The 24,728-nt window shown below is 60.1% G+C and carries 27 protein-coding genes and 1 tRNA gene; 19 read left to right on the forward strand and 9 right to left on the reverse strand.

The genetic code is table 11. The annotated features are described in order from the left end of the window. The first annotated feature begins 75 nt into the window (after positions 1-75). From rplU to FHS06_RS11695, 10 genes are all read left to right on the forward strand, one after another. Positions 76-384, forward strand: coding sequence for a 50S ribosomal protein L21 (gene rplU / locus FHS06_RS11650; protein WP_165142809.1), 309 nt, complete (start codon positions 76-78; stop codon positions 382-384). A gap of 18 nt (positions 385-402) precedes the next feature. Further along, positions 403-660, forward strand: a complete 258-nt coding sequence (gene rpmA, locus FHS06_RS11655; RefSeq protein ID WP_167049458.1) for a 50S ribosomal protein L27 — start codon at positions 403-405, stop codon at positions 658-660. A gap of 87 nt (positions 661-747) precedes the next feature. Next, positions 748-2,253 carry a GTPase ObgE gene (obgE, locus tag FHS06_RS11660; protein WP_167049460.1) on the forward strand — a complete coding sequence of 502 codons (1,506 nt, stop codon included), beginning with the start codon at positions 748-750 and terminating at the stop codon, positions 2,251-2,253. Beyond that, complete coding sequence (gene proB / locus FHS06_RS11665) at positions 2,250-3,080, forward strand: glutamate 5-kinase (RefSeq protein WP_167049462.1); 831 nt, start codon at positions 2,250-2,252, stop codon at positions 3,078-3,080. Before obgE ends, proB begins: the two co-directional genes overlap by 4 nt. Before the next feature lie 9 nt (positions 3,081-3,089). After that, complete coding sequence (locus FHS06_RS11670) at positions 3,090-4,349, forward strand: glutamate-5-semialdehyde dehydrogenase (protein ID WP_167049464.1); 1,260 nt, start codon at positions 3,090-3,092, stop codon at positions 4,347-4,349. 56 nt (positions 4,350-4,405) lie between these two features. Further along, positions 4,406-4,630: a hypothetical protein gene (locus FHS06_RS11675; protein WP_167049466.1), complete on the forward strand. Its 225-nt coding sequence runs from the start codon at positions 4,406-4,408 to the stop codon at positions 4,628-4,630. Positions 4,631-4,637: 7 nt separating this feature from the next. Beyond that, positions 4,638-5,234, forward strand: a complete 597-nt coding sequence (nadD, locus tag FHS06_RS11680; RefSeq protein ID WP_182486492.1) for a nicotinate-nucleotide adenylyltransferase — start codon at positions 4,638-4,640, stop codon at positions 5,232-5,234. After that, positions 5,231-6,175, forward strand: a complete 945-nt coding sequence (locus FHS06_RS11685; protein WP_167049468.1) for a hypothetical protein — start codon at positions 5,231-5,233, stop codon at positions 6,173-6,175. Before nadD ends, FHS06_RS11685 begins: the two co-directional genes overlap by 4 nt. Continuing rightward, positions 6,172-6,549 (forward strand): ribosome silencing factor, encoded by a 378-nt coding sequence (gene rsfS / locus FHS06_RS11690; protein WP_167049470.1) that lies wholly within the window; start codon positions 6,172-6,174, stop codon positions 6,547-6,549. The genes FHS06_RS11685 and rsfS overlap by 4 nt, the downstream gene beginning before the upstream one ends. 87 nt (positions 6,550-6,636) lie before the next feature. After that, positions 6,637-6,709, forward strand: a tRNA-Ala gene (locus FHS06_RS11695). 107 nt (positions 6,710-6,816) lie between these two features. On the opposite strand, the gene FHS06_RS11700 is transcribed toward FHS06_RS11695, so the two are convergent. After that, positions 6,817-7,707 (reverse strand): alpha/beta hydrolase fold domain-containing protein, encoded by an 891-nt coding sequence (locus FHS06_RS11700; RefSeq protein ID WP_167049472.1) that lies wholly within the window; start codon positions 7,705-7,707, stop codon positions 6,817-6,819. 123 nt (positions 7,708-7,830) lie between these two features. Here FHS06_RS11700 and FHS06_RS11705 point away from each other — a divergent pair, with 123 nt between their 5' ends. Further along, positions 7,831-9,081: an ice-binding family protein gene (locus FHS06_RS11705; RefSeq protein ID WP_167049474.1), complete on the forward strand. Its 1,251-nt coding sequence runs from the start codon at positions 7,831-7,833 to the stop codon at positions 9,079-9,081. Here the strand turns inward: FHS06_RS11705 and FHS06_RS11710 are convergent. The 4 genes from FHS06_RS11710 to FHS06_RS11725 form a co-directional block, all read right to left on the reverse strand. Continuing rightward, entirely contained in the window at positions 9,070-9,942 is an 873-nt protein-coding gene (locus FHS06_RS11710; RefSeq protein ID WP_167049476.1) for a 3-methyladenine DNA glycosylase, read from the reverse strand. The two genes, FHS06_RS11705 and FHS06_RS11710, sit on opposite strands and share 12 nt — an antisense overlap. Continuing rightward, a complete protein-coding gene (locus tag FHS06_RS11715; RefSeq protein ID WP_167049478.1) occupies positions 9,939-10,652 on the reverse strand; it encodes an SOS response-associated peptidase in 714 nt (237 codons plus the stop codon). Before FHS06_RS11715 ends, FHS06_RS11710 begins: the two co-directional genes overlap by 4 nt. A 34-nt stretch (positions 10,653-10,686) precedes the next feature. Then, positions 10,687-11,649, reverse strand: coding sequence for an App1 family protein (locus FHS06_RS11720; RefSeq protein ID WP_167050323.1), 963 nt, complete (start codon positions 11,647-11,649; stop codon positions 10,687-10,689). An 88-nt stretch (positions 11,650-11,737) separates the two neighbouring features. Continuing rightward, positions 11,738-12,427 (reverse strand): DedA family protein, encoded by a 690-nt coding sequence (locus FHS06_RS11725; protein ID WP_167049480.1) that lies wholly within the window; start codon positions 12,425-12,427, stop codon positions 11,738-11,740. Positions 12,428-12,469: 42 nt separating this feature from the next. Here FHS06_RS11725 and FHS06_RS11730 point away from each other — a divergent pair, with 42 nt between their 5' ends. From FHS06_RS11730 to FHS06_RS14220, 6 genes are all read left to right on the forward strand, one after another. Beyond that, positions 12,470-13,771 carry an anthranilate synthase component I family protein gene (locus FHS06_RS11730; RefSeq protein ID WP_167049482.1) on the forward strand — a complete coding sequence of 434 codons (1,302 nt, stop codon included), beginning with the start codon at positions 12,470-12,472 and terminating at the stop codon, positions 13,769-13,771. A 64-nt stretch (positions 13,772-13,835) separates the two neighbouring features. After that, positions 13,836-16,424 (forward strand): leucine--tRNA ligase, encoded by a 2,589-nt coding sequence (gene leuS / locus FHS06_RS11735; RefSeq protein ID WP_167049484.1) that lies wholly within the window; start codon positions 13,836-13,838, stop codon positions 16,422-16,424. Between the two features lie 90 nt (positions 16,425-16,514). Next, positions 16,515-17,135: a ComEA family DNA-binding protein gene (locus FHS06_RS11740; RefSeq protein WP_167049486.1), complete on the forward strand. Its 621-nt coding sequence runs from the start codon at positions 16,515-16,517 to the stop codon at positions 17,133-17,135. Between the two features lie 44 nt (positions 17,136-17,179). Beyond that, positions 17,180-19,486, forward strand: a complete 2,307-nt coding sequence (locus FHS06_RS11745) for a ComEC/Rec2 family competence protein (protein ID WP_310734813.1) — start codon at positions 17,180-17,182, stop codon at positions 19,484-19,486. A gap of 28 nt (positions 19,487-19,514) precedes the next feature. Further along, positions 19,515-19,880 (forward strand): META domain-containing protein, encoded by a 366-nt coding sequence (locus FHS06_RS11750; RefSeq protein WP_167049488.1) that lies wholly within the window; start codon positions 19,515-19,517, stop codon positions 19,878-19,880. A 128-nt stretch (positions 19,881-20,008) separates the two neighbouring features. Beyond that, the gene (locus FHS06_RS14220) at positions 20,009-20,131 is read left to right on the forward strand and encodes a hypothetical protein (RefSeq protein WP_259392922.1); all 123 of its coding nucleotides are present in this window, start codon (positions 20,009-20,011) and stop codon (positions 20,129-20,131) included. A 595-nt stretch (positions 20,132-20,726) separates the two neighbouring features. On the opposite strand, the gene FHS06_RS11755 is transcribed toward FHS06_RS14220, so the two are convergent. From FHS06_RS11755 to FHS06_RS11765, 3 genes are all read right to left on the reverse strand, one after another. Further along, entirely contained in the window at positions 20,727-21,236 is a 510-nt protein-coding gene (locus tag FHS06_RS11755) for a hypothetical protein (RefSeq protein WP_167049490.1), read from the reverse strand. Continuing rightward, positions 21,233-21,547, reverse strand: coding sequence for a hypothetical protein (locus FHS06_RS11760; RefSeq protein ID WP_167049492.1), 315 nt, complete (start codon positions 21,545-21,547; stop codon positions 21,233-21,235). The genes FHS06_RS11755 and FHS06_RS11760 overlap by 4 nt, the downstream gene beginning before the upstream one ends. 591 nt (positions 21,548-22,138) lie before the next feature. After that, the gene (locus FHS06_RS11765) at positions 22,139-22,615 is read right to left on the reverse strand and encodes a hypothetical protein (protein WP_167049494.1); all 477 of its coding nucleotides are present in this window, start codon (positions 22,613-22,615) and stop codon (positions 22,139-22,141) included. Between the two features lie 225 nt (positions 22,616-22,840). Between FHS06_RS11765 and holA the strand changes: the two genes are divergently transcribed. Together holA and FHS06_RS11775 are read left to right on the forward strand one after the other, a co-directional pair. After that, entirely contained in the window at positions 22,841-23,878 is a 1,038-nt protein-coding gene (gene holA / locus FHS06_RS11770) for a DNA polymerase III subunit delta (protein WP_167049496.1), read from the forward strand. Further along, on the forward strand, positions 23,878-24,387 hold the full coding sequence (locus tag FHS06_RS11775; RefSeq protein ID WP_167049498.1) for a GNAT family N-acetyltransferase: 510 nt from the start codon (positions 23,878-23,880) through the stop codon (positions 24,385-24,387). Before holA ends, FHS06_RS11775 begins: the two co-directional genes overlap by 1 nt. Before the next feature lie 78 nt (positions 24,388-24,465). Here the strand turns inward: FHS06_RS11775 and rpsT are convergent, their stop codons facing one another. Continuing rightward, positions 24,466-24,726, reverse strand: coding sequence for a 30S ribosomal protein S20 (gene rpsT, locus FHS06_RS11780; RefSeq protein ID WP_167049500.1), 261 nt, complete (start codon positions 24,724-24,726; stop codon positions 24,466-24,468). Between the last annotated feature and the right edge of the window lie 2 nt (positions 24,727-24,728).

A 24,728-nucleotide genomic window follows, 5' to 3' on the forward strand; every position in this document is an offset into this window, starting at 1 on the left:
GGCTTCCGCACCAAAGACTTCCCAGTCTCACAAGGACAACCGGAGCAGTGCGCTCCCAGAAGAAATAGGTGTGAAGTGGTTTACGCAGTAGTGCGCGCCGGTGGTCGGCAGGAGAAGGTCGAAGTTGGCACGGTAGTCGTTCTCGACCGCCTTAAGGCGAAGGTCGGCGACAAGGTCGAACTCCCCGCTGTGCTGTTCGTTGATGGCGATGCCGTCACGACCGACTCAGACAAGCTCGCGAAGATCTCGGTTACGGCCGAGGTTGTCGGCGAAGAGCGCGGCCCCAAGATTGTTATCCAGAAGTTCAAAAACAAGACCGGCTACAAGAAGCGCCAGGGGCACCGTCAGGACCTCACGCGCGTCAAAGTAACCGGCATCAAGTAAGCCAGGAGAGGCGCAGAGATGGCACATAAAAAGGGCGCAAGCTCTACTCGTAACGGTCGCGACTCTAATGCTCAGCGACTGGGTGTAAAGCGCTTCGGTGGTCAGGCTGTTGGTGCGGGCGAGATCATCGTTCGCCAGCGCGGCACCCACTTCCACCCCGGCGACAATGTCGGTCGCGGTGGGGATGACACGCTTTTCGCTCTCGCGGCTGGCGCAGTCGAATTCGGCAACAAGGGCGGCCGCAAGGTCGTCAACATCGTCGCCGCAGCGGAGTAATACCCGCTCAAATTTACAGCGTCGCGAGGGGTGGGCTTCGGCTCGCCCCTCGCGTTGTTTTCACCCCTTACCGACAAGGAGATCGTTATGGTCACGTTCGTCGATCGTGTCACCCTTCATCTTCGCGCCGGAAAGGGCGGAAACGGCTGCGTGTCGGTGCGCCGCGAGAAATTCAAGCCACTCGCGGGCCCTGACGGCGGCAACGGCGGCAACGGCGGTGACGTCATCCTCGTTGCTGATCCCAACGTGACGACACTGCTGTCGTATCACCACTCACCGCACCGCGACGGTGGCAACGGCGGATTCGGTATGGGGGATAACCGCTCCGGTTTGCTCGGAGAATCGGTTGAGCTCCCGGTTCCCGTGGGAACAGTCGTGAAAGATGCCGACGGTGAGCTGCTCGTCGACATGATCGAACCGGGTATGCGGTTTGTCGTGGCGCCCGGTGGTCGTGGTGGCCTCGGGAATGCTGCACTTTCTTCACAGAAGCGGAAAGCGCCGGGCTTCGCTCTGCTCGGCACCCCCGGGTGGGAAGGTGACGCTCAACTCGAGCTAAAGACCGTTGCGGACGTCGCGCTCGTGGGCTTCCCCTCTGCCGGTAAGTCGAGCCTGGTCGCGGCGGTTTCTGCTGCTCGTCCCAAAATCGCTGACTATCCATTCACCACGCTGCATCCGAATCTTGGTGTTGTCGAGGCCGGCGACGTGCGATACACGATCGCTGACGTACCTGGCCTCATCGAAGGCGCGAGCGAAGGCAAGGGCCTAGGGCTCGAATTCCTCCGTCACGTCGAACGCTGCACCGTGCTCGTCCACGTTCTCGATTGTGCAACTCTCGACCCCGGTCGTGACCCGCTCTCTGACCTCGACGTGATTCTCGCTGAGCTCAAGGCGTATCCAGTGCCTGAGGGGCAGCGCCCCCTCCTCGAGCGCCCCCAGCTCATCGCCCTGAACAAGCTTGACGTTCCGGAAGCGAAAGATCTCGCTGACCTCGTTCGTCCAGAGCTTGAGGAACGCGGTTTTCGCGTATTCGATATTTCGGCGGTCAGCCGTGATGGCCTCCGCGCACTCACCCTCGCTATCGGTCAGATCGTTGCCGAGGAGCGCGCGGCGATCGCGGCTCAGCCGGTTCCTGAGCGCATCGTGATTCGTCCGAAGGGCGCCGAAGCGAACTTCACCATTCGCGTCGAGGGTGGCACGTACGGAAATGTGTACCGCATCCTTGGTGAGAAGCCGGTGCGATGGGTGCAGCAGACAGACTTCCAGAACGAAGAAGCGGTGGGATTCCTTGCCGACCGTCTTGACCGTCTCGGAATCGAAGATGGCCTCTTCCGTGCGGGCGCAACAGCCGGTGCGACAGTCGTTATCGGCGAAGGCGAAGGAATCGTCTTCGATTGGGAGCCGACAGTCCGCTCTGCAGCAGAACTGATGACGGCGCCGCGCGGCACCGACCCGCGACTCATCCAGAATGGGCGCCGTAATACCGCCGAACGCCGCGAGGGCTATCGCGAGCGTATGGATGCTAAGGCCGCTGCGCGTGATGAGCTCGAAGCTGAACGACGCGCGGAGCGAGAGGCACCCGGAGCGTCTGAGTGACCGCACATCGTCGCGCCGACATTGCCGGCGCTCGTCGCATTGTCGTCAAGGTGGGCTCGTCATCGATTAGTGGCACCAACGCGCACAACATCAAGCCCCTCGTCGAAGCGCTTGCCGCGGCGCACGCTCGCGGTGTCGAGGTTGTTCTGGTGTCGTCTGGAGCGATCGCGACGGGGATGCCTTACCTGAATCTGGAAGCTCGTCCCTCTGATCTTGCGACTCAGCAGGCTGCGGCAGCCGTAGGCCAGAATGTCTTGATATATCGATACCAAGAGGCCCTCCGACCCTTCGCTATCGTTGCCGGTCAGGTGCTCTTGACCGCGGGTGATCTCGAGAATGCGACCCACCGTTCGAACGCCCGACGCGCAATGGAGCGCCTGCTTGGCCTGCGCATTTTGACGATCGTGAACGAGAACGACACTGTCGCGACGCATGAGATTCGCTTTGGAGACAACGATCGGCTCGCGGCTCTCGTCGCACAGCTCATCGGCGCGGATGCCCTTGTGCTTCTGAGCGACATTGAGGCTCTCTACACGCGACCACCGGATGAGCCCGGAGCCACCCCGATTGACACCGTCGCGTTCGACGACGACATGACGGGGTTCCAATTCGGCTCAGTTGTCGTGAACAGCGTCGGCACCGGGGGAGCAGCAACGAAAGCGTCGGCTGCGCGTCTGGCCGCGGCATCCGGTGTCGGAGTGCTGGTCACCAGCATCGACCTCGTGACTCCTGCACTAAACGGTGAGAACATCGGCACCTGGTTTACGCCTGATCCGGACGCGATTCCCGCACTGACGACAGCGTCAGTGGATACGTCACATCGATAGGACTGCTTGATGATCGAGACTGTCGTGAGCGCGCGTGATCGAATGCTGCGCGCAAAAACTGCGGCGCGGGAGATTGCGTTGCTCAGAGATGCGCAGAAGACTGAGGCGCTTGAAGCGATGGCAGCGGCGATCTCAGCCGATGCCGCGGATATTGTGGCCGCGAACGTCGTGGATATTTCTCGCGGTGAGGCGAGTGGGCTTTCGCTCGCGCTTCAAGACCGCCTGCGGCTTGATCACGCCCGCGTAAAGTCGCTTGCCGACGCGGTGGCCCTTGTCGCTGTGCTTCCGGATCCGGTCGGCCGAGTGCTTGATGACCGGACGCTTGCAAATGGGCTGCATCTGCAGAAGGTCGCGGTGCCCTTCGGCGTCGTCGGATCCATCTACGAAGCGCGGCCGAATGTCACTGTCGATATCGCAGCGCTCGCACTGCGCTCAGGCAACTCCATTGTGTTGCGCGGCGGAACTGCCGCCGAAATGACCAACGCTGCTCTTGTGGCTACGATGCGACGTGCGCTGACGTCTGTGGGTATCACTCCCGAGGCTATTCAGACGATCGATAAGTTCGGACGTGAAGGTGCACGCGAGTTAATGCACGCACGCGGCATCATCGATGTTCTCGTCCCGCGGGGGAGCGCAGAACTGATTTCGACTGTCGTCACAGAGTCGACAGTTCCCGTAATCGAGACCGGGGCAGGTGTCGTACACATTGTGCTCGACGCAACGGCACCGCTTGAGTGGGCGCGTGAGATTGTCGTTAACGCGAAGGTACAGCGGCCGAGTGTCTGCAACGCGGTGGAGACCGTTTTGGTGCACCGTGGTGCCGCAGAGCGGCTTGTGCCGCCGATCACCTCGGCGCTTCAGGCGAGCGGAGTTGTCGTTCACGGAGATACCGACGTACAGAAATTGGGCACGGATATTGTTCCGGCTACTCCGGAAGACTGGAAAACGGAGTACCTCGGACTTGAGATCGCCATGCGCGTGGTCGACGACCTCGACGGTGCGCTTGCCCATATTCGCGAGTATTCGACGCATCACACTGAGTCGATCATCACGACTGACGACGCGTCTGCTGACCGATTTCTTGCCGAGGTGGATTCCGCGGTAGTGATGGTCAACTCGTCGACACGATTCACAGACGGCAGCGAGTTTGGTTTCGGCGCAGAAGTGGGAATTTCCACTCAAAAACTTCATGCCCGGGGCCCAATGGGTCTAGCCGAGCTCACGAGCACGAAGTGGCTGGCGCGCGGCGCCGGTCAGGTTCGTGCCTGACCGCCTAGACTGGTGAGGCGCACGCGCGCCACCCCGACATCCCGAACGGAGTACAGATGACCTTGTCAACGCTCGTCGCATTTGCGGCTGAGGAGTCAGAGCACCACGGAAACGTCGCGCTCGAGACGATCGGGTATTTTTTTGTAGCGCTACTGGTGTTCGCGGTGCTCGGTTTCGTTGCGTGGTCGTACCGCGGAGTTGCTAACCGTCACCCGCAGAAGGCGCAAGCGTACGCAGCTACTCACGTGAAAGAGCTCCAAAAACCGGAGCACGGCCACTAGGCATCCGGTGACAGCTGCACAACGGACGCGTATTGGCGTCATGGGCGGCACTTTCGATCCCATCCACCACGGTCACCTTGTGGCAGCGAGCGAGGTCGCCGCGTCCTTTGACCTTGACGAAGTGGTTTTCGTGCCAACCGGAGAGCCCTGGCAAAAAAAGAGTGTCACGGCGAGCGAGCATCGCTACCTGATGACAGTCGTTGCTACGGCATCCAATCCCAGTTTTACTGTGAGCCGGGTAGATATCGACCGTGGGGGGCCGACCTACACGATCGACACGTTGCGTGATCTGAAAGCTGAGCGTCCTGATGCAGATTTCTTCTTCATCAGCGGGGCGGACGCCGTAGCGCAAATTCTCAGTTGGAGAGACCATGATGAACTGTGGGATCTCGCGCACTTTGTGGCCGTATCTCGCCCAGGGCACGTGCTGAGCACTGCAGGGCTTCCGAGCAGCGGCGCGAGTCAGCTTGAAATTCCCGCGTTGTCTATCTCATCGACGGCGTGCCGCCAGCGCGTTCGGAGCGGAAAACCCGTGTGGTACCTCGTACCTGACGGAGTTGTCCAGTACATTGCGAAACACCACCTCTATCGGAGCAAGGCATGAGTAACTCAGACGAGACGAGCACACGGTCGCTCACGCGTCGGCAACTGCGGGAACAGCGCAGCACCGGGTCGACTCCCATCATCTCTCCCGAAGCAGACGCCAAGGAAGAGTCGGCGCCGCAGGCAGTAGCACCGCGCGCACGCGCCGCCGAACCCGCTCCGATGGCGCCCGCGCCGCGTGCGGACGCACAGGTGGACCTTGGCGCGTCACCACTCACTCGGCGTCAAGCACGGGAGCAGGAGCGTATTCGTACAGCTTCGGTACCTGTGATCTTGCGTGATGTGCCTGAGGCCGAGCCCAGCCCCGAGCCGAGGAAGCCGAAGACATCCGGCAAGCCCAAGAAGGCCGAGCCGTCGCCAGCTGTTCCCGACCACGAGTCTCAGCCGATCAGCGACGCGGCTGCTCACCTTGCACTAGAGGCTGAAGAAGAGCCGGCGGCGATGGTGAGCCCGAGCCTTGGACAGAAGTTGCTTGAAGGCGAGCCCGAGAAGGTCGTCCTGTCTAATTCTTTCGACCAGCTCATCGCCCGCGGCGCTACGACAACTGGATCGCTGGGTTCTTCGAACGCGCTTATTCTCTCGCAGACGCCTAATGGCGCGGGGCTTTCTTCACCGGTCGCCTCGACCGGTGAAGTGTTGATCACTGGAACTTTTGCGCTGCCGGAAGGGCTCGGGTCGACCGGGCACGCTCCGGGTATGGCAGATGGAAAAGAAGCGGATGCCATTTTGTTGGATGGTGAGCTTCCTGCAGCTTCTTCTCCGACGCCGATCGCGGCAAGCGCGGCGATCAGCACAATCAAAAGCTCCGATGACATGATTCGTCCGCCGGCGCCCGAAAAGGGCAGTCGACTTATGCTCGCCCTCGTGATCACCGCGGGTGCGTTAGCCCTCGCGCTGGTCGGAGTAACTATTCTCGCTTTCGTTACAGGAGTCTTCCCATGACAGCCACCCCTCAGTCCATTGAAATGCTGCAGATCGCGGCAAACGCCGCTGACGCCAAGGGCGGCGATGATCTCGTTGCGCTCGACGTCTCAGAGCCTCTGCCCCTCGTAGACATTTTCTTGCTCGTCACGGGACGTAACGAGCGCAACGTCGCTGCCATCGGCGATGAAATTGAAGAGCGGCTCCTGGCTGCCGGTCATAAGCGCCTTCGACGCGAAGGACGCCAGGAATCCCGCTGGTTGCTTATTGACTTCGGCGACCTGGTTGTGCACATCTTCCATGAGGAAGAGCGCAACTATTACGGTCTCGAGCGTCTCTGGAAGGACTGCCCCGTCGTTCCCTTTGAGATTGCAACCCCGGCGCCTGCGGAATGATCGGCGAACTACATATTCGCGGCCGTCGAATTCGTTCTCGCGCGGGAATGTAGTAATCTAGTCAGGTTGCCTCACGCAGGTAACTATGGGCCTGTGGCGCAGCTGGTAGCGCACCTGCATGGCATGCAGGGGGTCGGGGGTTCGAGTCCCCCCAGGTCCACAAAAACCCCGGTTAATCCGGGGTTTTTGTTTTCTACGCATCGCCTGAGAGTGCTACGCGGCGTGGGTACGTGTGGTAAAAGGAGAGCGCCATTGCGCCGCCCGGGCTCAGTGTGAGTCGCGAATGATCTCAATGAACTTTTTCTGTGCGTGACGCCCCGAATTAGTGGGGATGAGTGGGTAGACATGTACCTGCCCGTGCGCTTCGTGAACGTGAAATGGCACGTGCGCTTTGACTGCTTTTTCTGCGAGGACGTGGGCGTCGGGGTTAAGTACGTCGCGGGTGCCTGTGAAAACGGTTATCGGGCCGATGCCCGTGAGGTCGCCAAACAACGGACTGACAATCGGATCCCGAAGCTCAAGCTCACCACGCCAACTTTCAGCGAGTACGCGGCCGCCGGGGGTGCCGAGCCACGGGTCGGTTGGTTGCACTTCGGGTATGCGTGGGTTACTCCATGACAGGTCTAGCGCCGGGGAAATGAGTGCCGTCTGGGGGAGGGTGATGCCCTCGTCACGCAGAGCAAGCGCAGTCGAGAGAGCAATCTGTCCACCCGCAGAATCTCCCGCGAGCGATGTCGGCCCAAACTTCTCGCGGCTTCGATGCACCAGCGCGCGGACGCCTTCGAGTGCTTCGAGTGCAGTGCCGAAAGGTACGAGCGGGTAGATCGGAAGCGTCACTACCAATGACGCTTCGCTCGCGAGGCGGGCAGCGAGGTGCCAGTGCTGTGGAGCAATCTCGTTGACCCACCCGCCGCCGTGCACGTAGACGAGGCCTCCTCGGCCCGTTTCGGGCCGGATGGTATACACAGGCCAGCCACCCACGTGCTCGACATCAACACGGATGTCTTGGCGCAGCCGAGCTGGTGGGCCGTATGACGCGGGGCGCAACTCACGCTCACGGATACGTCGCATCGCGCCGTTTGCCGTGATGAATGTGCGGTTTGCTCGAAGCAGCTTCAACGCGATGGGAACCAAGGCATCGGGCAAAGATGGCGTCATCCTCTAAGCATTGCGCACGCTTCTGGTGATGTCATCGATGACTTCTGGGCGATAGACCGGAGAGCTGCGCATTGTGTCGTTTAGGTACCGGAGTTCGGAAACCTGGGTTTTAAATTTGAATCGGTGATAGATTTCCGCCAGGAGCAGTCGCCGTTTATGGCCTTGACGATTATTGCCCTCCTTAATGGAAGGGATCTCGTCGTGATCCGTATTTTTTCGTCTGCTCGCGCCACTGCAATCGTTGCCGCGGCCGTCGCTCTCGTTGTAATTCCCGCCACCGCCGCATCGGCGGACACCACGATTGACGGGCCCATTGGGCTTGGCACCGCGGGGGACTATTCTGTGCTCGCGGCCTCAACAGTCACGAACACAAATGTTTCGACACTGTCGGACGATCTAGGCCTCAGCCCTGGTTCGTCCATCACTGGCTTTCCGCCAGGAATTGTCGGGGGCACTATCCACCAGACGGATGCAGAGGCAGCACAAGCACAGGTTGATCTGACAACCGCGTACAACGTGGCGGCATCGCTTACGCCCATTCAAACCGGGCTCGAAGAGCTCACTGGTCTTTCGCTCGTTCCGGGCGTGTACTCCGGCGGAACGCTCGCGGTCAGCGGGGCGCTTGTCCTCGAAGGTACGGCTGAGTCAGTGTGGGTCTTCCAAGCGGCATCTTCCCTGACAGTCGGTTCGGCTGCGAACATCACAGTCACCGGTGGTGCAAGCGCGTGCAATGTCTTCTGGCAGGTGGGTAGTTCCGCAACGCTCAAAACCGGTGCGCAGTTCATCGGCACTGTTATGGCGGACATCTCAGTGACCGCTGAAACCGCAGCCACCGTAACCGGCCGTCTCCTCGCCCGTACTGGAGCTGTGACGCTTGATACGAACACCATCACAGCACCCACCGGGTGTGCGACAGCGCCCGGTGAGGTTTCGACCAGCCCCGAAATAACTTCGGAAGCTCCCGCGGATGGCACTGTCGGCGGCCCGTATTCACACACGATTACTTCGTCTGGTACCCCAGACGCGAGCTATAGCGTGACCAGCGGACAGCTACCTGCAGGGCTCGTGCTCAATGAGGTTACTGGAGAAATTTCTGGCACGCCGACTGCCTCGGGATCAACGACGTTCACGGTAACGGCGAGCAATGGCACGTCCCCTGACGCAGAGGTGACCTATGTGCTGGTCGTGAATCCCGCCAGTGTCGAGGCAACGCCGGAAACACCCGTAGACAACCAACCTATTTCGGCAGAAGTGACACCTGGACTCGCCGAGAGCGGCCTTTCGGTGGGAGCCACGCCTTTTGTGGGCGCGGTCATGATCGCCCTGGGTGTGCTCGCGGTCCTTCGTTCGCGGCGGCTAACTTCACGCGGCTAGGGCGTTGTTCGCAATGCGTAACAGCTGATTGCGGATGGGAGCAGCGCGCGCTTCGAACGCGCGCTGCATCCTGCCGTACTCGGTCTTGCCCGCTGTCGTTTCGATGGTGATCGGCTCATAGCCCCAGTCGCTCAGATCATATGGCGATGCACGCATATCTATTTCTCTGATCGATCGCGCAAGGTCGAAAGTTTCGAGAAGTAGTCGCCCAGGTACCAACGGACCGAGCTTCACAGCCCACTTGTACAGATCCATGTTCGAGTGAAGACACCCGGGTTGCTCGTTCTCGACTCTGGCGTCTGCTGATAGCTCGCTTGCGTTCCTTGGCACCGCGTCGAGGGTGAAGAATCGGAAGGCATCGAAGTGCGTGCACCGCAGTTCATGACTTTCGACGACAGCATCCGTGCCCGAAGCGCCTAGACGAAGCGGGGCGTCATGGCGGACTTCACCATTCTTGTAGAGCATCGCCCACTCGTGTAGACCGAAGCAGCCAAACGCGGGAGTCTTCAACGCTGTTGCCTTAAGAACGCCAGCAATTGCGCGCACGAGGATTGGCCTCTCGCGCGCGAAGCTTGCCGCATCAACCACCAAATCATCGCCCGCGCTCAGATATCCGCGCCAGTGAGCGCGCGGCGATTGGGCTGCATTGAGTAAGCGAACGCCGGCGCCAGGGTGCCAGCGGCGAAGAATCGCGGGCTTGTACGAATAGTACGTGTAGAGAAAATCATCGACGGGGTGCGTCTGACCGCGGGCCGCGCGTGCCCGTCGATCGACGGTCATGATGTCTGCTGAGCGCTGATGGTGGCGTTCGAGCGCTTGCCATTCATCGAACTCGAGAGTCTCAGAAGACGAACTCGTCACTCGAACGTCACCGGCTCGATGAGCTCAGGAGAGTTGTTGCGCACGTTGCCTACGGCGGACGCCACGATGTGATTGTCGAGCGTCTCGGCAAGATCGGGCGCAGCATCGACAGCTGCATCGAGGATGTCGCCAACGTTGTCGATAGTGGGATCGAGCCAAGCTTCAGCGACATCTGCGTCGACAAAAAGCGGCATCCGATCATGGATTGAGCCAAGAGTGCCGATCGCCGAACGAGTGAGGATAGTGAAGCTCAACATCCAAGGGTTCGTGCCGTCGGTCGCTGCCGGGTTCTTCCACCACTCGTAAAGGCCTGCGAAGAACATAGATCCCTCGTCCGAGGGGTGGATGTAGTGCGGAGTTTTACCCGCTGCCGTCGTCTTCCACTCGTAGTAACCGGATGCGGGAACGATCGCGCGGCGCTTTTCAAGAGCCCCGCGGAACATGGGTTTAGTCTCAATTTCTTCTACGCGGGCGTTGAATGCACGAGAACCGATGGATGGATCTTTCGCCCACGCGGGCACGAGTCCCCAGCGTGCAGGTTCTACCCGCCTGGTCGGGGGTTCGGTCTTGACCGAATCGAGAACAATAGCCGCCAGACTGGTCGGCGCGATGTTGTACGAGGGAGCAGGTAACGCCTCGTTCACGATGTCGGCGCGCAACACGCCCACGAGCTCGGCTCCGGGTTTAGCGACTACGAAACGCCCACACATGTTTCCAGCCTACGGCGCGGCTCTGACACTTGGCTCAGTGCTTTGGTGCCTCGACCAACCCGAGATCCTGAAGTTTATCGAGAAGACCCGCACCATCGCCATCTGTCACCCACGGCACTTCAGCAGCTGCGTGGTTGTTGACGACGGTTCGTCCACCCGCGAGTACAGCTTCGGCGGGGGAGAGCTGTCGAATGGCAACGCCCGCCACATGGTCAGGGTGAGCGCTTGTGAAGTCGGTATAAATTGCGTCGTCGTGTTGGCCATCGTCTCCGATAAGAAGCCACTTGACATCGGGAAACTCGTTCGCGAGGCGCTCGAGGTTTTCGCTCTTATGGATTTTTCCACTTCGGAACCACCGGTCGTGTGTCGGTCCCCAGTCGGTGAGAAGCATTGCCCCAGCGGGAAAAAGGTGGCGGCGGAGAAAACGTGCGAGTGTGGGCGCGATGTTCCATGCGCCCGTCGACAAGTACACAATTGGCGCGCCGGGATGTTCGCGCACTAGTCGTTCAAGGAGCACCGACATGCCCGGAACCGGCTGACGAGCATGTTCGTTGATCACGAAGGAATTCCACGCCGCCAGGAACGGGCGGGGGAGCGCCGTCACCATGACGGTGTCATCGACGTCTGAAATGACGCCGAAGCGCGTATCTCTTCCGACAATGAAAACGCGGGTTTCTACCGGGTTTCCACCCTCAACCGACATGCGCAGAGATTGCCAACCGGGAGTGAGCGTTGCGGGAATCTCCGTGTCGATAACCCCGCCTCGATCGGCGACAACTTCGTGCGTGGCTCCATCGACAGTAATTGTGACGCGCGCAAATCCGATCGGCACGGATGCAAAGCTTCGCCAACCTCGTACGCCGGCATATTCGCCAGCGCCGCGCTCACGTGCACGTGGGGGAATAACGACTCGTCCGAGAACGCGCACCCAATCCGCGCCACCATAGCCTGGAAAAGCTGCGACAGTCGGGGTTCGTCCGGCACGGCGCGCCCACATTTCTCGCCACGCATTGATGCGGTGCTCCAGTCGGGCCAACCACAGCACCTTGAGCGGTCGTTCTGGATCGCTTGAAGGGGACACGTGCTCAGTCTTCCATGTCTGCCGTGTTCGGGCGTGCGGAGCTATCTAGCTCTTCGTCGTCATGAAGATGTCTGCGCTCGACTCGCTCCACAATCTTTTTAACGGCATAAACAAGAACGAGGAATGCAGCAATGATTCCAACGAAAATGTAGCCAGCACCGTGGATGCTCTCGCTCAATTCTCGATAGGTGCCGGCTGCGGCTGAGGCAACGCTCACATAAAGCGCTGCCCAAACAAAACAGGCGGGTGTTGTCCACGCGAGAAACCGCCGATACGAGTACCCACTCATTCCCACAGTGAGGGGCACGAGCGAGTGCAAGACGGGGAGGAATCGGGAGAGAAAGATTGCTGGTCCTCCTCGACGCTTCAGGTAGTTTTCTGAGCGCTGCCAGTTCTTTTCGCCAATGCGTCTGCCAACTCGAGAGGTGCGGATAACTGGTCCGAGGTAACGTCCGAGCCAAAAACCGATACTTTCGCCGATGAGTGCGCCGACTATGACGGCGAGCGCGAGAAACACGGCTTCCCACGGCGATGAAACAGCGGTGCCTGCGACGATGACGATCGAGTCGCCCGGCACCACGAGACCGACAAGCACGCTGGTTTCGAGCATCATTGCGATACCGGCGAGCACCGTTCGCAACACGGGATCGACATTCTGCACCGCATCGAGGAGCCAGGTGAGGACGTCGTTCACGCCTTGAGCATAGAGAACACTGCTAGCGCGTAGCCTGAGAATGTGCCATTGCCGTCCACAGTCGCGGAATTACATCCCGCGTGTTCTCCCGAATATGTCTTCACCGCGGTTGCCGCTGAGGCGCATGAAGTCTTCTGGATAGACGCGGGCGTCGGCGTGTCAACGGGGTGGAGCTGGATCGGAACCGGCCGTGTGGTGCCTTACACGTCCCCGCGTGAGGTCGATATTGCGCCACAGAATTCGGTGGCGCCGTCGCGGTTCCCGCACGGGCCGACGCCCGGATCGTGGGTGGGATGGATCGCCTACGAAACCGGTGCTGTCGCTGCTGGTGCGCCGTCGATACCTGATGAAGCGGTTGAGGACGCGAGCTGGCTGTTGGTGGACCGCGTCGTCGCGTTCGATCACGCCGCGGGAAGGGCGTGGGCAATTGGTCCAGACGCAGACAGATGGAGCTCGACCCTTTCGGAGACGATTTCGAAACCCGCGGCCGAAGAGACAAAAGAGAAAGTCATAGCGCGCGCCCGACATACCCCGGCAGAGTACGCGTCTCTCATCGAACAGGCCCGCGAAGCGATTCGCGAGGGTGATGCCTATCAGCTGTGTGTCACAACACGGTTCACTGTTGACCGGAAAATCGATGCTGTCGCTGCATATCTGATGCATCGACGCGCTTCAGGCGCACCACACGGTGGATTTTTTCGGTCAGGTGCGACCGCTCTTTTGAGCGCCAGTCCCGAACTCTTCTTGGCGGCATCCGACGGCACGATACGTACGCGCCCGATAAAGGGAACCCGTCCGCGGGGAACGACTCTCGAACGCGATGAGGCCCTTCGACGAGAACTTGCGACTGACCCGAAAGAGCAGGCTGAGAACGTCATGATCGTTGATCTGATGCGAAACGACCTGTCACGAGTCTCACGCAAGAATTCAGTCGCCGTCACGCAGCTCCGCGAAATCGAAAGCTATCCACATGTCCATCAACTCGTGAGCACAGTAGTGGGCAGCGCCAACGCCGGCACCACATGTGGCGATCTGCTTGACGCGACATTCCCTGCGGGCAGCATGACTGGCGCGCCTAAGCTCTCGGCGATGACGATCCTTCATCGACTGGAACGGATGCCTCGCGGCATCTTCTCTGGATGCTTCGGATGGGTACACCCCGAAGGGTCGCTCGAGCTCGGAATGGTCATTCGATCCATCGTGGTCACGGCGGATGCCGCCACTGTCAGCGCTGGCGGCGGGATCACCTGGTTGTCGGTTCCACAGGCCGAAGTGGAAGAAGTTGGGATCAAAGCGCGGGCGCCCTTAGCCGCCCTTGGCGCGACGCTGCCACCGGGCTGGTGATTACGCCGCTACTCTGGAAGACGCGCTGCACGCGCACCACCCGCATCGCACGATTGGTTTTTCCGTGTCTCATTCCATTTCGCCTGATTCCTCCGCGCCCGCCGAAGGCGGCTTTGACGTGCACGCGATTCAAGAGAAGTGGCAGGAGCGCTGGGTAGCGGCCGACCCGTTCCGCGCAGGAGCCGAATCCGATACTCGCCCACGTAAGTACGTCCTGGCGATGTTCCCCTATCCCTCGGGCGACCTGCACATGGGGCACGCGGAGAACTACCTGTACTCCGACATCGTTGCGCGGTTCTGGCGCCACCGCGGCTACAACGTGCTGCACCCCATCGGCTGGGATTCGTTTGGTCTGCCCGCTGAGAATGCCGCGATTAAACGGGGCGTCGATCCCGTCAGCTGGACCTACGACAACATTGCGCAGCAGAAAACAAGTCTGAAGCGCTACGGCGTCTCGTTCGACTGGAGCCGCGTTCTTCACACGAGTGACCCCGAGTACTACCACTGGAACCAGTGGCTGTTCCAGCAGCTGTATGAGCGCGGCCTCGCGTATCGCAAAGACGGCGAGGTGAACTGGGACCCGGTAGACCAGACGGTGCTTGCGAACGAGCAGGTTCTCGCTGACGGAACGTCGGAGCGCAGCGGCGCGATTGTCGAGAAAAAGAAGCTCACGCAGTGGTACTTCCGTATCACCGACTACGCGGACCGTCTGCTCGATGATCTCAACCAGCTCGAGGGTTCGTGGCCGCAGAAGGTCATCCAAATGCAGCGCAACTGGATCGGTCGCTCGATCGGTGCTGACGTCGAGTTCGAGGTCGAAGGCCGTGAACAACGCGTCCCGGTGTTCACCACGCGACCGGACACGTTGCACGGCGCCACGTTCATGGTTGTGGCTCCTGATTCTGACCTTGCGTCGGAGCTCGTCGCAGACCGCGCCGACGATGTAAAGAAGCGTTTCGCCGACTATCTCGCGTCGGTACGAAAGATTACGTCAATCGATCGTCAGAGCACTGACCGACCGAAGACAGGTGTCTTTCTTGATCGCTTTGCCATAAACCCCGTAAACGGTGAGCGTCTCCCCATTTGGGCGGCAGATTACGTCCTCGCGGATTACGGGCACGGTGCGGTTATGGCGGTCCCCGCTCATGATCAGCGTGACCTCGATTTTGCTCGTGCTTTCGATCTTCCTGTCCGCGTGGTCGTCGACACACACGCGCCGATCACGGGTGCGATCCCCGTGATTGAGCTTGATGACGATGGCGTGCCGATCGATCCGGGCTCCGACCTCGACTTCGACTCGATCGACCCGGTCAAGACCGGTATCGCTCTTGCAGGCGAAGGTCGCATGATGAACTCTGGTTCATTGGATGGCCTGTCCAAACGAAACGCGATCGCTCGCGTCATTGCAGAACTCACTGAGGCTGGCACCGGTCGCGCGGCGAAGACGTATCGGCTGCGTGATTGGTTGATTTCGCGTCAGCGCTTCTGGGGCACACCGATCCCGATGGTGCACTCTGAAGACGGCGATATCTCTCCGGTACCCGAGAACGAGCTGCCTGTACGTCTTCCGTCGACAGAGGGCCTTGACCTTGTACCCAAAGGCTCATCGCCGCTGGGAGCTGCAACCGAGTGGGTTTCGACAATTGACCCGCTGACGGGGGATGCGGCCCGTCGTGACCCCGACACGATGGACACGTTCGTCGACAGTTCTTGGTACTACCTGCGCTTCTTGTCGCCGGGCGCCGAGACTGAGCCGTTCTCGCGACGTGAGGCAGACAAGTGGGGTCCGGTGGACTTCTACATCGGCGGCGTTGAGCACGCGATCTTGCACCTCCTGTACGCGCGGTTCATCACAAAAGCCCTCTTCGATATGGGCAAGGTCGAGTTCACAGAGCCGTTCTCCAACCTGATCAACCAGGGAATGGTCATTCTTGGTGGCTCGAAGATGTCGAAGAGCAAAGGCAACCTGGTTCTCTTCTCCGAGGAGCTTGATGCGCATGGCGCAGACGCGCTTCGGGTGGCGCTTGCGTTTGCTGGCCCGGTCGAGGACGACAAGGACTGGGATGACGTTTCGACCACTGGTGCGACAAAGTTCTTGGCGCGCGCGCTTCGGATTGCTCACGATGTCTCGAGCGACACGGGCGTTGTGTGGGCGGAAGGCGACGCGAAGCTCCGCCGTGTGACCCATCGGTTGTGGGCGGATGCTCCGGGCTTGATTGAGCAGACCAAGTTCAATGTCGTCGTGGCTCGTCTTATGGAGCTCGTCAACGCAACGCGTAAAGCGATCGACACAGGAGCTGGTCCAGCCGATCCTGCGGTGCGCGAAGCGGCCGAAGCGATCGCGATGATCATCGACCTTTTTGCACCGCACACTGCTGAAGAGATGTGGGAAACCCTCGGATATCAGCCGTTTGTCGGACTCGCGGTATGGCGCCAGCCCGACCCGACACTTCTGGTCGAAGAGTCTGTGACAGCGATCGTTCAAATCGACGGCAAGGTACGCGCGACGATCGATGTGCCAGCGCGGATCGAGAGCAGTGCTCTCGAGTCGCTTGCTCGGGAAGATGCACGCGTTGTGAAGTCTCTGGCGGGACGCGAGATCACTCGCGCTATCGTCCGTGCTCCCAAGGTCGTGAGTTTCAGTACGCACTAGCGTTCTCCCCAGCGTGAGTTCTTAGGGCTGCCTTCCACGGGGCTGAACGCACGTGCGGGTTGGCACCTCGTGTCGACCTAGCGTGTGGGCATGGTCGAGCGTAGTGAGAGCATCGCACCGCGCACGCGTCTCGGCGTCGGAGCGGCGATTGTCGTTGTGCTCGTCGCAATTGCCGGCACTGTCGTGATCGGGATCGCTCGCGGCAGCTCGCCGCCGGACGAGGTCGTCTCGACTGCTGAATCGTCTTTTGCTGTCTCGAGTGCCCCGCTTGATGCGTCGGTCTACGTGCATGTTTCCGGTGCCGTAGCCGACCCGGGCCTCTATCAGTTGCCCGCTGGTGCTCGCGTTATGGACGCGGTTGCCGCAGCTGGGGGATTCGCTGAAGACGCCGACAGCGACTCAATTAACCTCGCTCGATCGGTCTCTGACGGTGAACAGCTCCATGTTGCGACTCCCGGTGAACAACCCGCCGCTGGATCCGGGCCGGGTGGTGGTGGTAGTGGTGCCGCAGGTGGCTCAGCCCTCGTGAACGTCAACACAGCGGATGTCGCGATCCTCGATACCCTCCCCGGTGTCGGTCCAGCCATCGCGCAGCGCATCGTCGACTGGCGCACCGCGAACGGACGGTTCAATAGCGTCGATGACTTGCTCGCCGTTCCCGGGATCGGGGATTCTATCCTCGCCGGGCTTCGCGAACTCGTTTCGGTGTGAAGACGCGTCGACGCGGGGGCGTCCCGCGATTGCTGATTGCTGGGGTGGTTGTTTGGGCAGCGGCGTGGTGCACTACAGCTGATACTTCTGCCGCACGGGCAGTCGCGACGTCGGCATGGATCCTTTGCGCCGTATTGCTCCTAATGCTGTTCGGATCGGGCATTGGGTCTCGCGCTACGCGCACGTGGCTGGGAGCCATACTCGCCTGCGCCGCGGTCGCGGCGTGTGCCACTGTGACAGCAACCGCCGCGGAGGATCGCGAACTACTCTCGGAGCTTTCTCTCTCGGGAGGCCGGGTTGTATCCGTCGAAGCAAGTGTTGTGGGGAAGATCGAACCTACTGGTTCTGGAGCGCAACGAGGCATCCGCTTCGACGCGGTCACGCAGTCGATAAGCGACGGTGAATACACGGTGACGCGTTCGCTGTCGATCCTCGTGTTCGCAAGCAACCCAAATCCGCCGCGCGAATTGGACATCGGGTCACGGGTGAAGCTTCGCGTGACGGTATTTCCTCCGGAGCCATCTGACCGTGCGGTGTTGATTGCCCGCGTGCGTGGTGACCCTGAGATATTGGAAGCGCCGAGCGGGATCTGGGCACTGTCATCGGACCTGAGAAGCAACCTGATCTCCGCAACCGACGGACTGCCTCAGCCTGGCGCAGGCCTGGTGGCGGGCCTTGCCGTGGGTGACACCTCAGCGGTCGAGCCGTCACTCGATAAATCGATGAAGGCATCCTCGTTGTCTCACCTCACAGCTGTCTCCGGTGCGAACTGTGCCCTTGTTGTCGGCGCGGGATTTGGATTGGGCGCCCTCTGTGGTTGGCGTCGCAGCACGCGCGCGTTGGTGGCTGTCACTGCATTGGCCGGTTTTGTGGTTTTGGTGAGTCCAGAGCCGAGCGTTGTGCGGGCCGCTGCAATGGGACTTATTGCGATGCTTGGAGTTGCGCTCGGACGTGCAAGTGCGGGAATCAATGTGCTCTCGAGCGCGATTGTCGTGATCTTGGTCATCGATCCGTGGCTGTCGCATTCGTTGGGCTTCGCGCTTTCATCGGCCGCGACTGCCGCGCTCCTGATTCTGGCTGGGCCGCTCGCTCGGGGACTGACGCGATGGATGCCGCGATCCCTTGCTGTGGTGATCGCGATCCCGCTTGCAGCCCAACTCGCGTGTGGTCCAATTCTCGTGCTTATCGATCCGACAGTGCCGCTTTATGGCGTTGTGGCCAATCTTCTTGCGGCCCCAGCCGCACCCGTGGCGACAGTCATCGGCCTTCTCGCCTGTTTGTCGGCACCACTTCCAGTACTGCAGCTGGGGCTGACAGCGATCGCTTGGGTGCCCGCCGCCTGGGTTGCTGGTGTCGCGCAGGTCACCACTGAGATCCCGGGCAACGCGGTGGTGTGGCTCCCGGGCGTGGTCGGGGCAATCCTTCTCACCCTCGTCAGCGCCGCGCTCGTTGTCGTCGTCTTGCGAAGCACGTCGCAGCGCCCAGTGGCGAAGATCGCTTTTGTTCTGTCTGTCGCCGTGGTTGCAGGCGTTGGGGGAGTGACGATCGGGAGCGCCGTGATCTCAGGCCCCGCTGCCACGCTGACGGTGCCGGGCGATCGCGACATTGTCGCGTGCGATATCGGGCAGGGCGACGGTTTCATTGTCCAATCGGCGGGGTTTACCGCTGTCGTGGATACCGGGCCTGACAGTGATGCACTCGACGAGTGTCTAGATAAGTTTGGTGTGGGCCGAGTTGACCTGCTGGTTCTGACGCATTTTGATGTTGATCATGCCGGTGGCGCTGAAGCGCTCGTGGGCCGCGTCGACGTTGTCTTTCATAGTCCGCCCGAGTCAGACGCTGACGCGGCTTTGCTCGCAAGACTGGGTGGGCGGACAATCTCGGCGCACGCGGGAATGACTGGCACGTCGGGAGATGCGCGATGGAGAGTCTTGTGGCCGCGGGAGAATTCGACCCTTGAGCTTGGCAATGACTCAAGTGTCGTGATCGAATTTTCGGGAACCAACATGCCGACGAGTATCTTTCTTGGTGATCTCGGTGAACAGCCGCAGCAAATGCTTCTCGCCACGGGAACTCTCGCCGAGCATTACGACGTCGTCAAGGTCTCTCATCACGGCAGCGCAGATCAATCCGATGCTCTCTACGAGCGAATCAACGCCTCCATAGCGCTGATATCCGTCGGGATTGACAATACGTATGGCCACCCCCGCGACACTCTCCTCGCAACGCTTGAACGCTTGGGAACCCACATCGCCCGAACCGATACTGACGGCATCATTGTGGTCTCGGGCGGGGAAAAGCTCGGCATTTGGCGAGAGCATCCCGACATGCGTGTCCCGATCGACGATTAGTGCGGGAGGCGCTACGGAAGGCAACTCGGTGAAACCAATGCGGAAAAATGCACTTTTGATTTTTCTCCTGGCAGCGAGCACAGTTGGGTTGGTTTCCTGCGCCGAATCTAACCACGTCGGTCCCACCAATGCAGCTCTTGGTGCCGACTGCTCGGATGCCTCAACCGCTTTGATCGGATGCGACACGTTTCATTCGGTCAGCGCGGCAGACGGCGGGACTGCAGTCGAATGGGTAGGTGATTTGGCCATAGACCTCCGGGCTGAATTCATGAACGCGCAGTCGACGCTTGTGGTGACGACGCCCTGCAACACGCTGAACGTGGCTGTGGAGATTGAAGGAGATACGCTCACGCCAGACAGTATTGCGAGCACTATGAAGGGTTTGCGACGCTGACCAGAGCGCACAGGAGCACTGGGTTAAAGAGTTATTCAGCGGCCAAGTGCGATGGGAACGATCAGGCAGTGATCTCACCCTCTCCACGGATGACGCAACGGTGTATTTCACGCTCAAATGACTCGCGGATGGTCGCGCCGATGCCGGGCATGCCGTGGCGAAGAGCAGCCGGTTTCGCTGTACTCGTCGCGGCGATGATCGGCGGCGCGGGCTACGCGCTCGGGCGCAGGCGAAACCGCGCCCGCGACTGAAGTCGTCTCGATGCAAGAGCGCCTCTCATCTAGCGGCAGGGGCGCTTTTTTGCTGCTCCTAGGCGACTGGGTCTGCGTCAGACTGTCGAACTAGTCTCGCGACATGGGCAAAGTTGGTGCAGCCATTATTGGAGTCATTTTCTTCGCAATCGGCGTTTGGGGACTTGCGTCCGGAGGCAATCTCGCGGCTAGTTGGAGTGAAGTAGCTCTCGGGATTGTTTACTGGATATACGCGGTGATACTTCTTCGCCGTACACGATCTTCGAGCTCCAAGTCGTCGCACCCTGAGTCTCCGCAGTAGAGCATTTGATGTGTCCTGGGGGTCTCAGTATCTGTCACTCAGCGTTCGATATCGCCTGTGCGCCTGCAACGTGACAATGCAAGCAACCGCGGTGAAAGCAGCGAAAACAACGCCATAAGAAACGAGTGGCATTCGTTCGCTCGGCAGGTTGGGAAGAGCGATGCCACCCGGCGGCCTCCTACTCCTTCGAACCGGCGATCTGCAACGCCTAGTGAGACGGGCAGACTGAAGAGTTATTGCTCGTAGCCCCGGGATCAGCCGCACACGTTGATGAGAAGTAAATAAAGTTCGCGGTCAGAAATTCCCACGAGGAGACGTACCTTCGGGGAGGACGAAGCACGGGGAGAACGACAGAATCTCGATCGCTGTACGGTCCGGGCTTTGATTGACGAGGTAACCAGCACCGTGTTGGCCGATGACGTGTGCACCTGGTCCACCATCAGGGGTCGGTGAACTTTTCGCGGTGTATAACTCCTGGGTCGAGTAGCGATCAATGATCGCGTCGACCAAAGCCGCAGGGTCAAGATCGCCCTGGACGACGATGTTCATACCCCCCGTCCACTGATATCCGCGCTTGTCATCGCAACTCAGTAGGACACCCGTCTGGCTCTGGTCCACAGACGCGACGTTCTCATCTGGGATCATCTCGGCAAGTTCGAGTTCCATCGCCATCGCGGTCTGTTTCGCCTGCTCGAGGGACAGCTCAGGGTCGACACGATTATCGTTTGAAAACGCCCCACAGCCGGTCAGCAGTGCAGCGGCGAGGAGTAAGGCAATGGTCTTAGTGGGCAGTCTTCGGTTCATCTTGATTCCTCTGATCTCAACTCGAACAGGATATTCCTCCGAGCTTGTTGATTTGACGAGCGGTCGCTGGCGATGAGGTTGTGGCTATGAAGCGCGGCGGCTGAGGCGGGCATCGACGACGGGGCGATATCGACATCCCAGTCCTGCTGATCGTGCTCGGAAGATACAAGGTGAAAGAGAGCAAGCCGCTCGCCGGTATCTCGCGCTCCCTGTTGGTTGACGCCAAGCCCGCTCCACCAGGTCGCTGCATCTTCAGGTGAATTCCCGGAATGTGGCTGAGAGGCGATATCTGGGCGCAGCGTCGGCAGCATCGTTTGATGGTGTCCATACCGGCCAGTGAGTCGTCGACTTTAACGTCAGGGGTTGGATGCGTAGCTGCCTTTGGAGCCAGCTTCGGTGGTTTGTGATTCAGTAGCGGTCACTTGGACTCATGTCTTCCTGGAGGGGAAAACACGGAGACCAACAAGATAGTGCAAGCGTTGTCTGATTTGCGCTAGGCCCAATAGTCCAAGTGGATTGGTTGTTTCCGATGACGTCTAAGACCTCACGGCTCCCATCTAGATGCCGCCCGGTCGAGTAATTCTCAGACTCGGAGAACTTAGCTTCAATTGCAGCAAGTATCTCCTCGAAATTCGGGGAGTTCTTTAAATACACAGTTGCTCCGCCGGCCCATTGGACATCACCGTCGGAGGAACAAGTCATGAGAACGCCCTCCTTCTGCTGTTCGACTCGATCAACGTACAGTTCGGGGATCGTGTCTGTGATTTCGAGCTCGACGCGCTGAGTCAGAGACTTGGCTTCCGCCACAGTCATGTTTTCGTCCACTTTCTTATCGGGCTGCGAAGCGCAACCGGCCATCGACACAAGCAGTACCGCTAGTGCGGCAACGACTAGCCAGCCCTTCATTGTGATTTCAGCTTCTTTGAGACGGAATCAAGGACGACTCGATTCCCGACGGCATCGCTTGCGACGAGGTTATGTGTGGCGAGCGGGTCGGAGTTGATCCTTAACTCAGCGGGCGGCGTGGGTGGCATGACAGAAGTTTTAGGTGTTGTGGTCGGTGGATAGAGCAAGAAATCGCAGCCTGACGGCGTCGGCGGGGCGAAGTTGAGCTGGTGGAGGACATCCTCCTCGAGTTTTGCGTAGTTTGCGGGGTCGGAACTGTTCGCTGGGTTGCGGATTACGGTGTAGCTGCGGGCCGCGTGACCAGAACCCACCCCTGCGCTGTCTCTGCTGCGGACGTAAGAGCCGAGTCCGAACTCCTCAATCGTGGGCTGCGGAACCAATCCGAAGATCGAAAATGGCATTCGCGCGATTTGTTGCCATTGCCGCTCCGCGGGGTCCAGCGCATCTTCCGCTTCTACTTCTCCGAGTTCCATGCACCTAAGTGTTGTTCATTTCGCCGCGGTCAGAAAAAAGCTTTCCTCGGCGTCCAAAAAATGCTCGAGGCTAAATCTTGAACGCTTAAGCGTTGACATCGCTTGAGAACTCACATCGCTCGCACCGCTGCTGACGGCGTCATTCTGGTCTCGGGTGGAGTGCGTCTTGTCAGCTGGCGAGAGCATCCTGACATGCGTGTCCCGCACGAGGATTAAGCTGGGAGGATGCCTCCTGCAGCTCGCCGTGCCGCGCCTCGCCGTACCGCGTCTGCAATCAAACAGATGGCGTGGCGAGACCCGCAGCCAGCACCGATCGTTCTGATTTCAGGGCCGGAAGAAGTGTGCGCCGAGCGGGCGACAGCGACGCTGAGAGCCTACCTGCGGGCCGAAGACCCAAGTCTTGAAGTCTCCGATGTGCGCGCTGACGACTATGCTCCGGGAACCCTACTTTCGTTGACGTCACCTTCGCTCTTCGGCGAGCCGCGACTTGTGCGTATCGCCGGGGTCGAGAAGTGTTCCGACGAGTTCTTGGCAGAAGCGTTGCAATACATCCAGCACCCGCAAGACGGCGCAACTGTCATCTTGCGGCACACCGGCGCGAGTGTGCGTGGCAAGAAGCTTCTCGAGGCGATTCGCGCGGGAACAGGCGGTGGTGCGGAGGTGGCGTGCCCCGCAGTGAAGCGCGATTCTGACCGCTTCGACTTCGCAGCGGGGGAGTTCCGAAGCGCTGAAAAGCGAATCGCTCCACCCGCGTTGCGTGCTCTCGTTTCAGCATTCGCAGACGATCTCACCGAGCTCGCTGCTGCATGTCAGCAATTGATCTCTGACGTGCCAGGAGACATCACTGAGGCCACTGTCGAGCGCTACTACGGCGGACGAGTCGAGATTTCAGCGTTTACAGTGGCCGACACTGCGATCGCTGGTCGGCTGGGTGAGGCGCTTGTCTCGCTTCGACACGCGCTGTCGTCGGGAGCTGACCCGGTACCGCTGGTTGCCGCTATTGCGTCAAAGCTTCGCTCAATGGCGAGAGTCGCGGGAACACGCGAGTCTTCGGCGGCTCTCGGTGCTCGTCTCGGAATGAAGGATTGGCAAATTGACCGCGCCCGCCGCGATCTTGTCGGCTGGAGCGAAGCCAGTCTCGGCCTCGCCATTCAGGCCGCGGCTCGAGCCGACGCCGAGGTGAAGGGCGGTTCGCGCGACAGCGTTTTTGCCGTAGAACGGCTGGTTACCGTCATCGCTACACGTGCACCGTTTGGATCCTGATGCTCGAAACGCTTACTTTGCCGGTCACGTTGCCGACGCTAACTTCACCAGTCACACTCCGTCGGGCGGCGCTCGATGACGTCGAATCAGTCATGACTCTTCTCACCGACGATCCCATCAGCGCTGCGCGCGGCGATGCCGCCGACACACCTGATGTTGCGATCTATTCCGACGCCTTGCACCGCATCACCAATAATCCGAGCAATGAATTGCTCGTCTGTGTTGATGGCGACGGTCATGTGGTCGGCACAATGCAGCTGACACTCATTCCCGGAATGGCGCGTCGCGGGTCTACTCGGCTTCTCGTCGAAGCGGTGCGAGTGGCTCGACAGACCCGATCCGGCGGGATCGGTAGCGCATTGATTCAATGGGTAACCGCTACTGCGGCGCCAGCACTCGGATCATCGCTCGTCCAACTCACATCAGACGTCGCTCGCACAGATGCTCACAGGTTTTACACGCGCCTGGGATTCGAAGACTCCCACGTGGGGTTCAAGTACGTCGTGTGAGTACATCGGCACTTATTTGCCGCATGGCACAAAAATAAAGGGCCCGCCGAAGGCGGGCCCTTTATTGAATGCTGAAACTCAGAGAGCAGCAACCTTCTTGGCGATAGCCGACTTGCGGTTCGCTGCCTGGTTCTCGTGAATGACGCCCTTGCTCACAGCCTTGTCGAGCTTCTTGGACGCTGCGACGAGAGCCTTCTCGGCTGCGGCCTTGTCGCCGGCAGCAATGGCCTCGCGAGTGCGACGCACCTCGGTGCGAAGGCCGCTCTTCACGGCCTTGTTGCGCTCGTTTGCCTTGTCGTTGGTCTTGTTGCGCTTGATCTGCGACTTAATGTTCGCCACGT

Source organism: Microbacterium halimionae (assembly GCF_011761265.1).
Lineage (GTDB): Bacteria > Actinomycetota > Actinomycetes > Actinomycetales > Microbacteriaceae > Microbacterium > Microbacterium halimionae.

What these genes read in the sequence shown, in the direction of transcription:
- rpmA (WP_167049458.1), top strand. Translation starts at nt 403, where the DNA reads ATGGCACATAAAAAGGGCGCAAGCTCTACTCGTAACGGTCGCGACTCT.
- obgE (WP_167049460.1), top strand. Translation starts at nt 748, where the DNA reads ATGGTCACGTTCGTCGATCGTGTCACCCTTCATCTTCGCGCCGGAAAG.
- FHS06_RS11670 (WP_167049464.1), top strand. Translation starts at nt 3,090, where the DNA reads ATGATCGAGACTGTCGTGAGCGCGCGTGATCGAATGCTGCGCGCAAAA.
- FHS06_RS11675 (WP_167049466.1), top strand. Translation starts at nt 4,406, where the DNA reads ATGACCTTGTCAACGCTCGTCGCATTTGCGGCTGAGGAGTCAGAGCAC.
- FHS06_RS11685 (WP_167049468.1), top strand. Translation starts at nt 5,231, where the DNA reads ATGAGTAACTCAGACGAGACGAGCACACGGTCGCTCACGCGTCGGCAA.
- rsfS (WP_167049470.1), top strand. Translation starts at nt 6,172, where the DNA reads ATGACAGCCACCCCTCAGTCCATTGAAATGCTGCAGATCGCGGCAAAC.
- FHS06_RS11700 (WP_167049472.1), bottom strand. Translation starts at nt 7,707, where the DNA reads ATGACGCCATCTTTGCCCGATGCCTTGGTTCCCATCGCGTTGAAGCTG.
- FHS06_RS11715 (WP_167049478.1), bottom strand. Translation starts at nt 10,652, where the DNA reads ATGTGTGGGCGTTTCGTAGTCGCTAAACCCGGAGCCGAGCTCGTGGGC.
- FHS06_RS11720 (WP_167050323.1), bottom strand. Translation starts at nt 11,649, where the DNA reads ATGTGGGCGCGCCGTGCCGGACGAACCCCGACTGTCGCAGCTTTTCCA.
- FHS06_RS11740 (WP_167049486.1), top strand. Translation starts at nt 16,515, where the DNA reads ATGGTCGAGCGTAGTGAGAGCATCGCACCGCGCACGCGTCTCGGCGTC.
- FHS06_RS14220 (WP_259392922.1), top strand. Translation starts at nt 20,009, where the DNA reads ATGGTCGCGCCGATGCCGGGCATGCCGTGGCGAAGAGCAGCCGGTTTC.
- FHS06_RS11755 (WP_167049490.1), bottom strand. Translation starts at nt 21,236, where the DNA reads ATGAACCGAAGACTGCCCACTAAGACCATTGCCTTACTCCTCGCCGCT.
- FHS06_RS11760 (WP_167049492.1), bottom strand. Translation starts at nt 21,547, where the DNA reads ATGCTGCCGACGCTGCGCCCAGATATCGCCTCTCAGCCACATTCCGGG.
- FHS06_RS11765 (WP_167049494.1), bottom strand. Translation starts at nt 22,615, where the DNA reads ATGGAACTCGGAGAAGTAGAAGCGGAAGATGCGCTGGACCCCGCGGAG.
- holA (WP_167049496.1), top strand. Translation starts at nt 22,841, where the DNA reads ATGCCTCCTGCAGCTCGCCGTGCCGCGCCTCGCCGTACCGCGTCTGCA.
- FHS06_RS11775 (WP_167049498.1), top strand. Translation starts at nt 23,878, where the DNA reads ATGCTCGAAACGCTTACTTTGCCGGTCACGTTGCCGACGCTAACTTCA.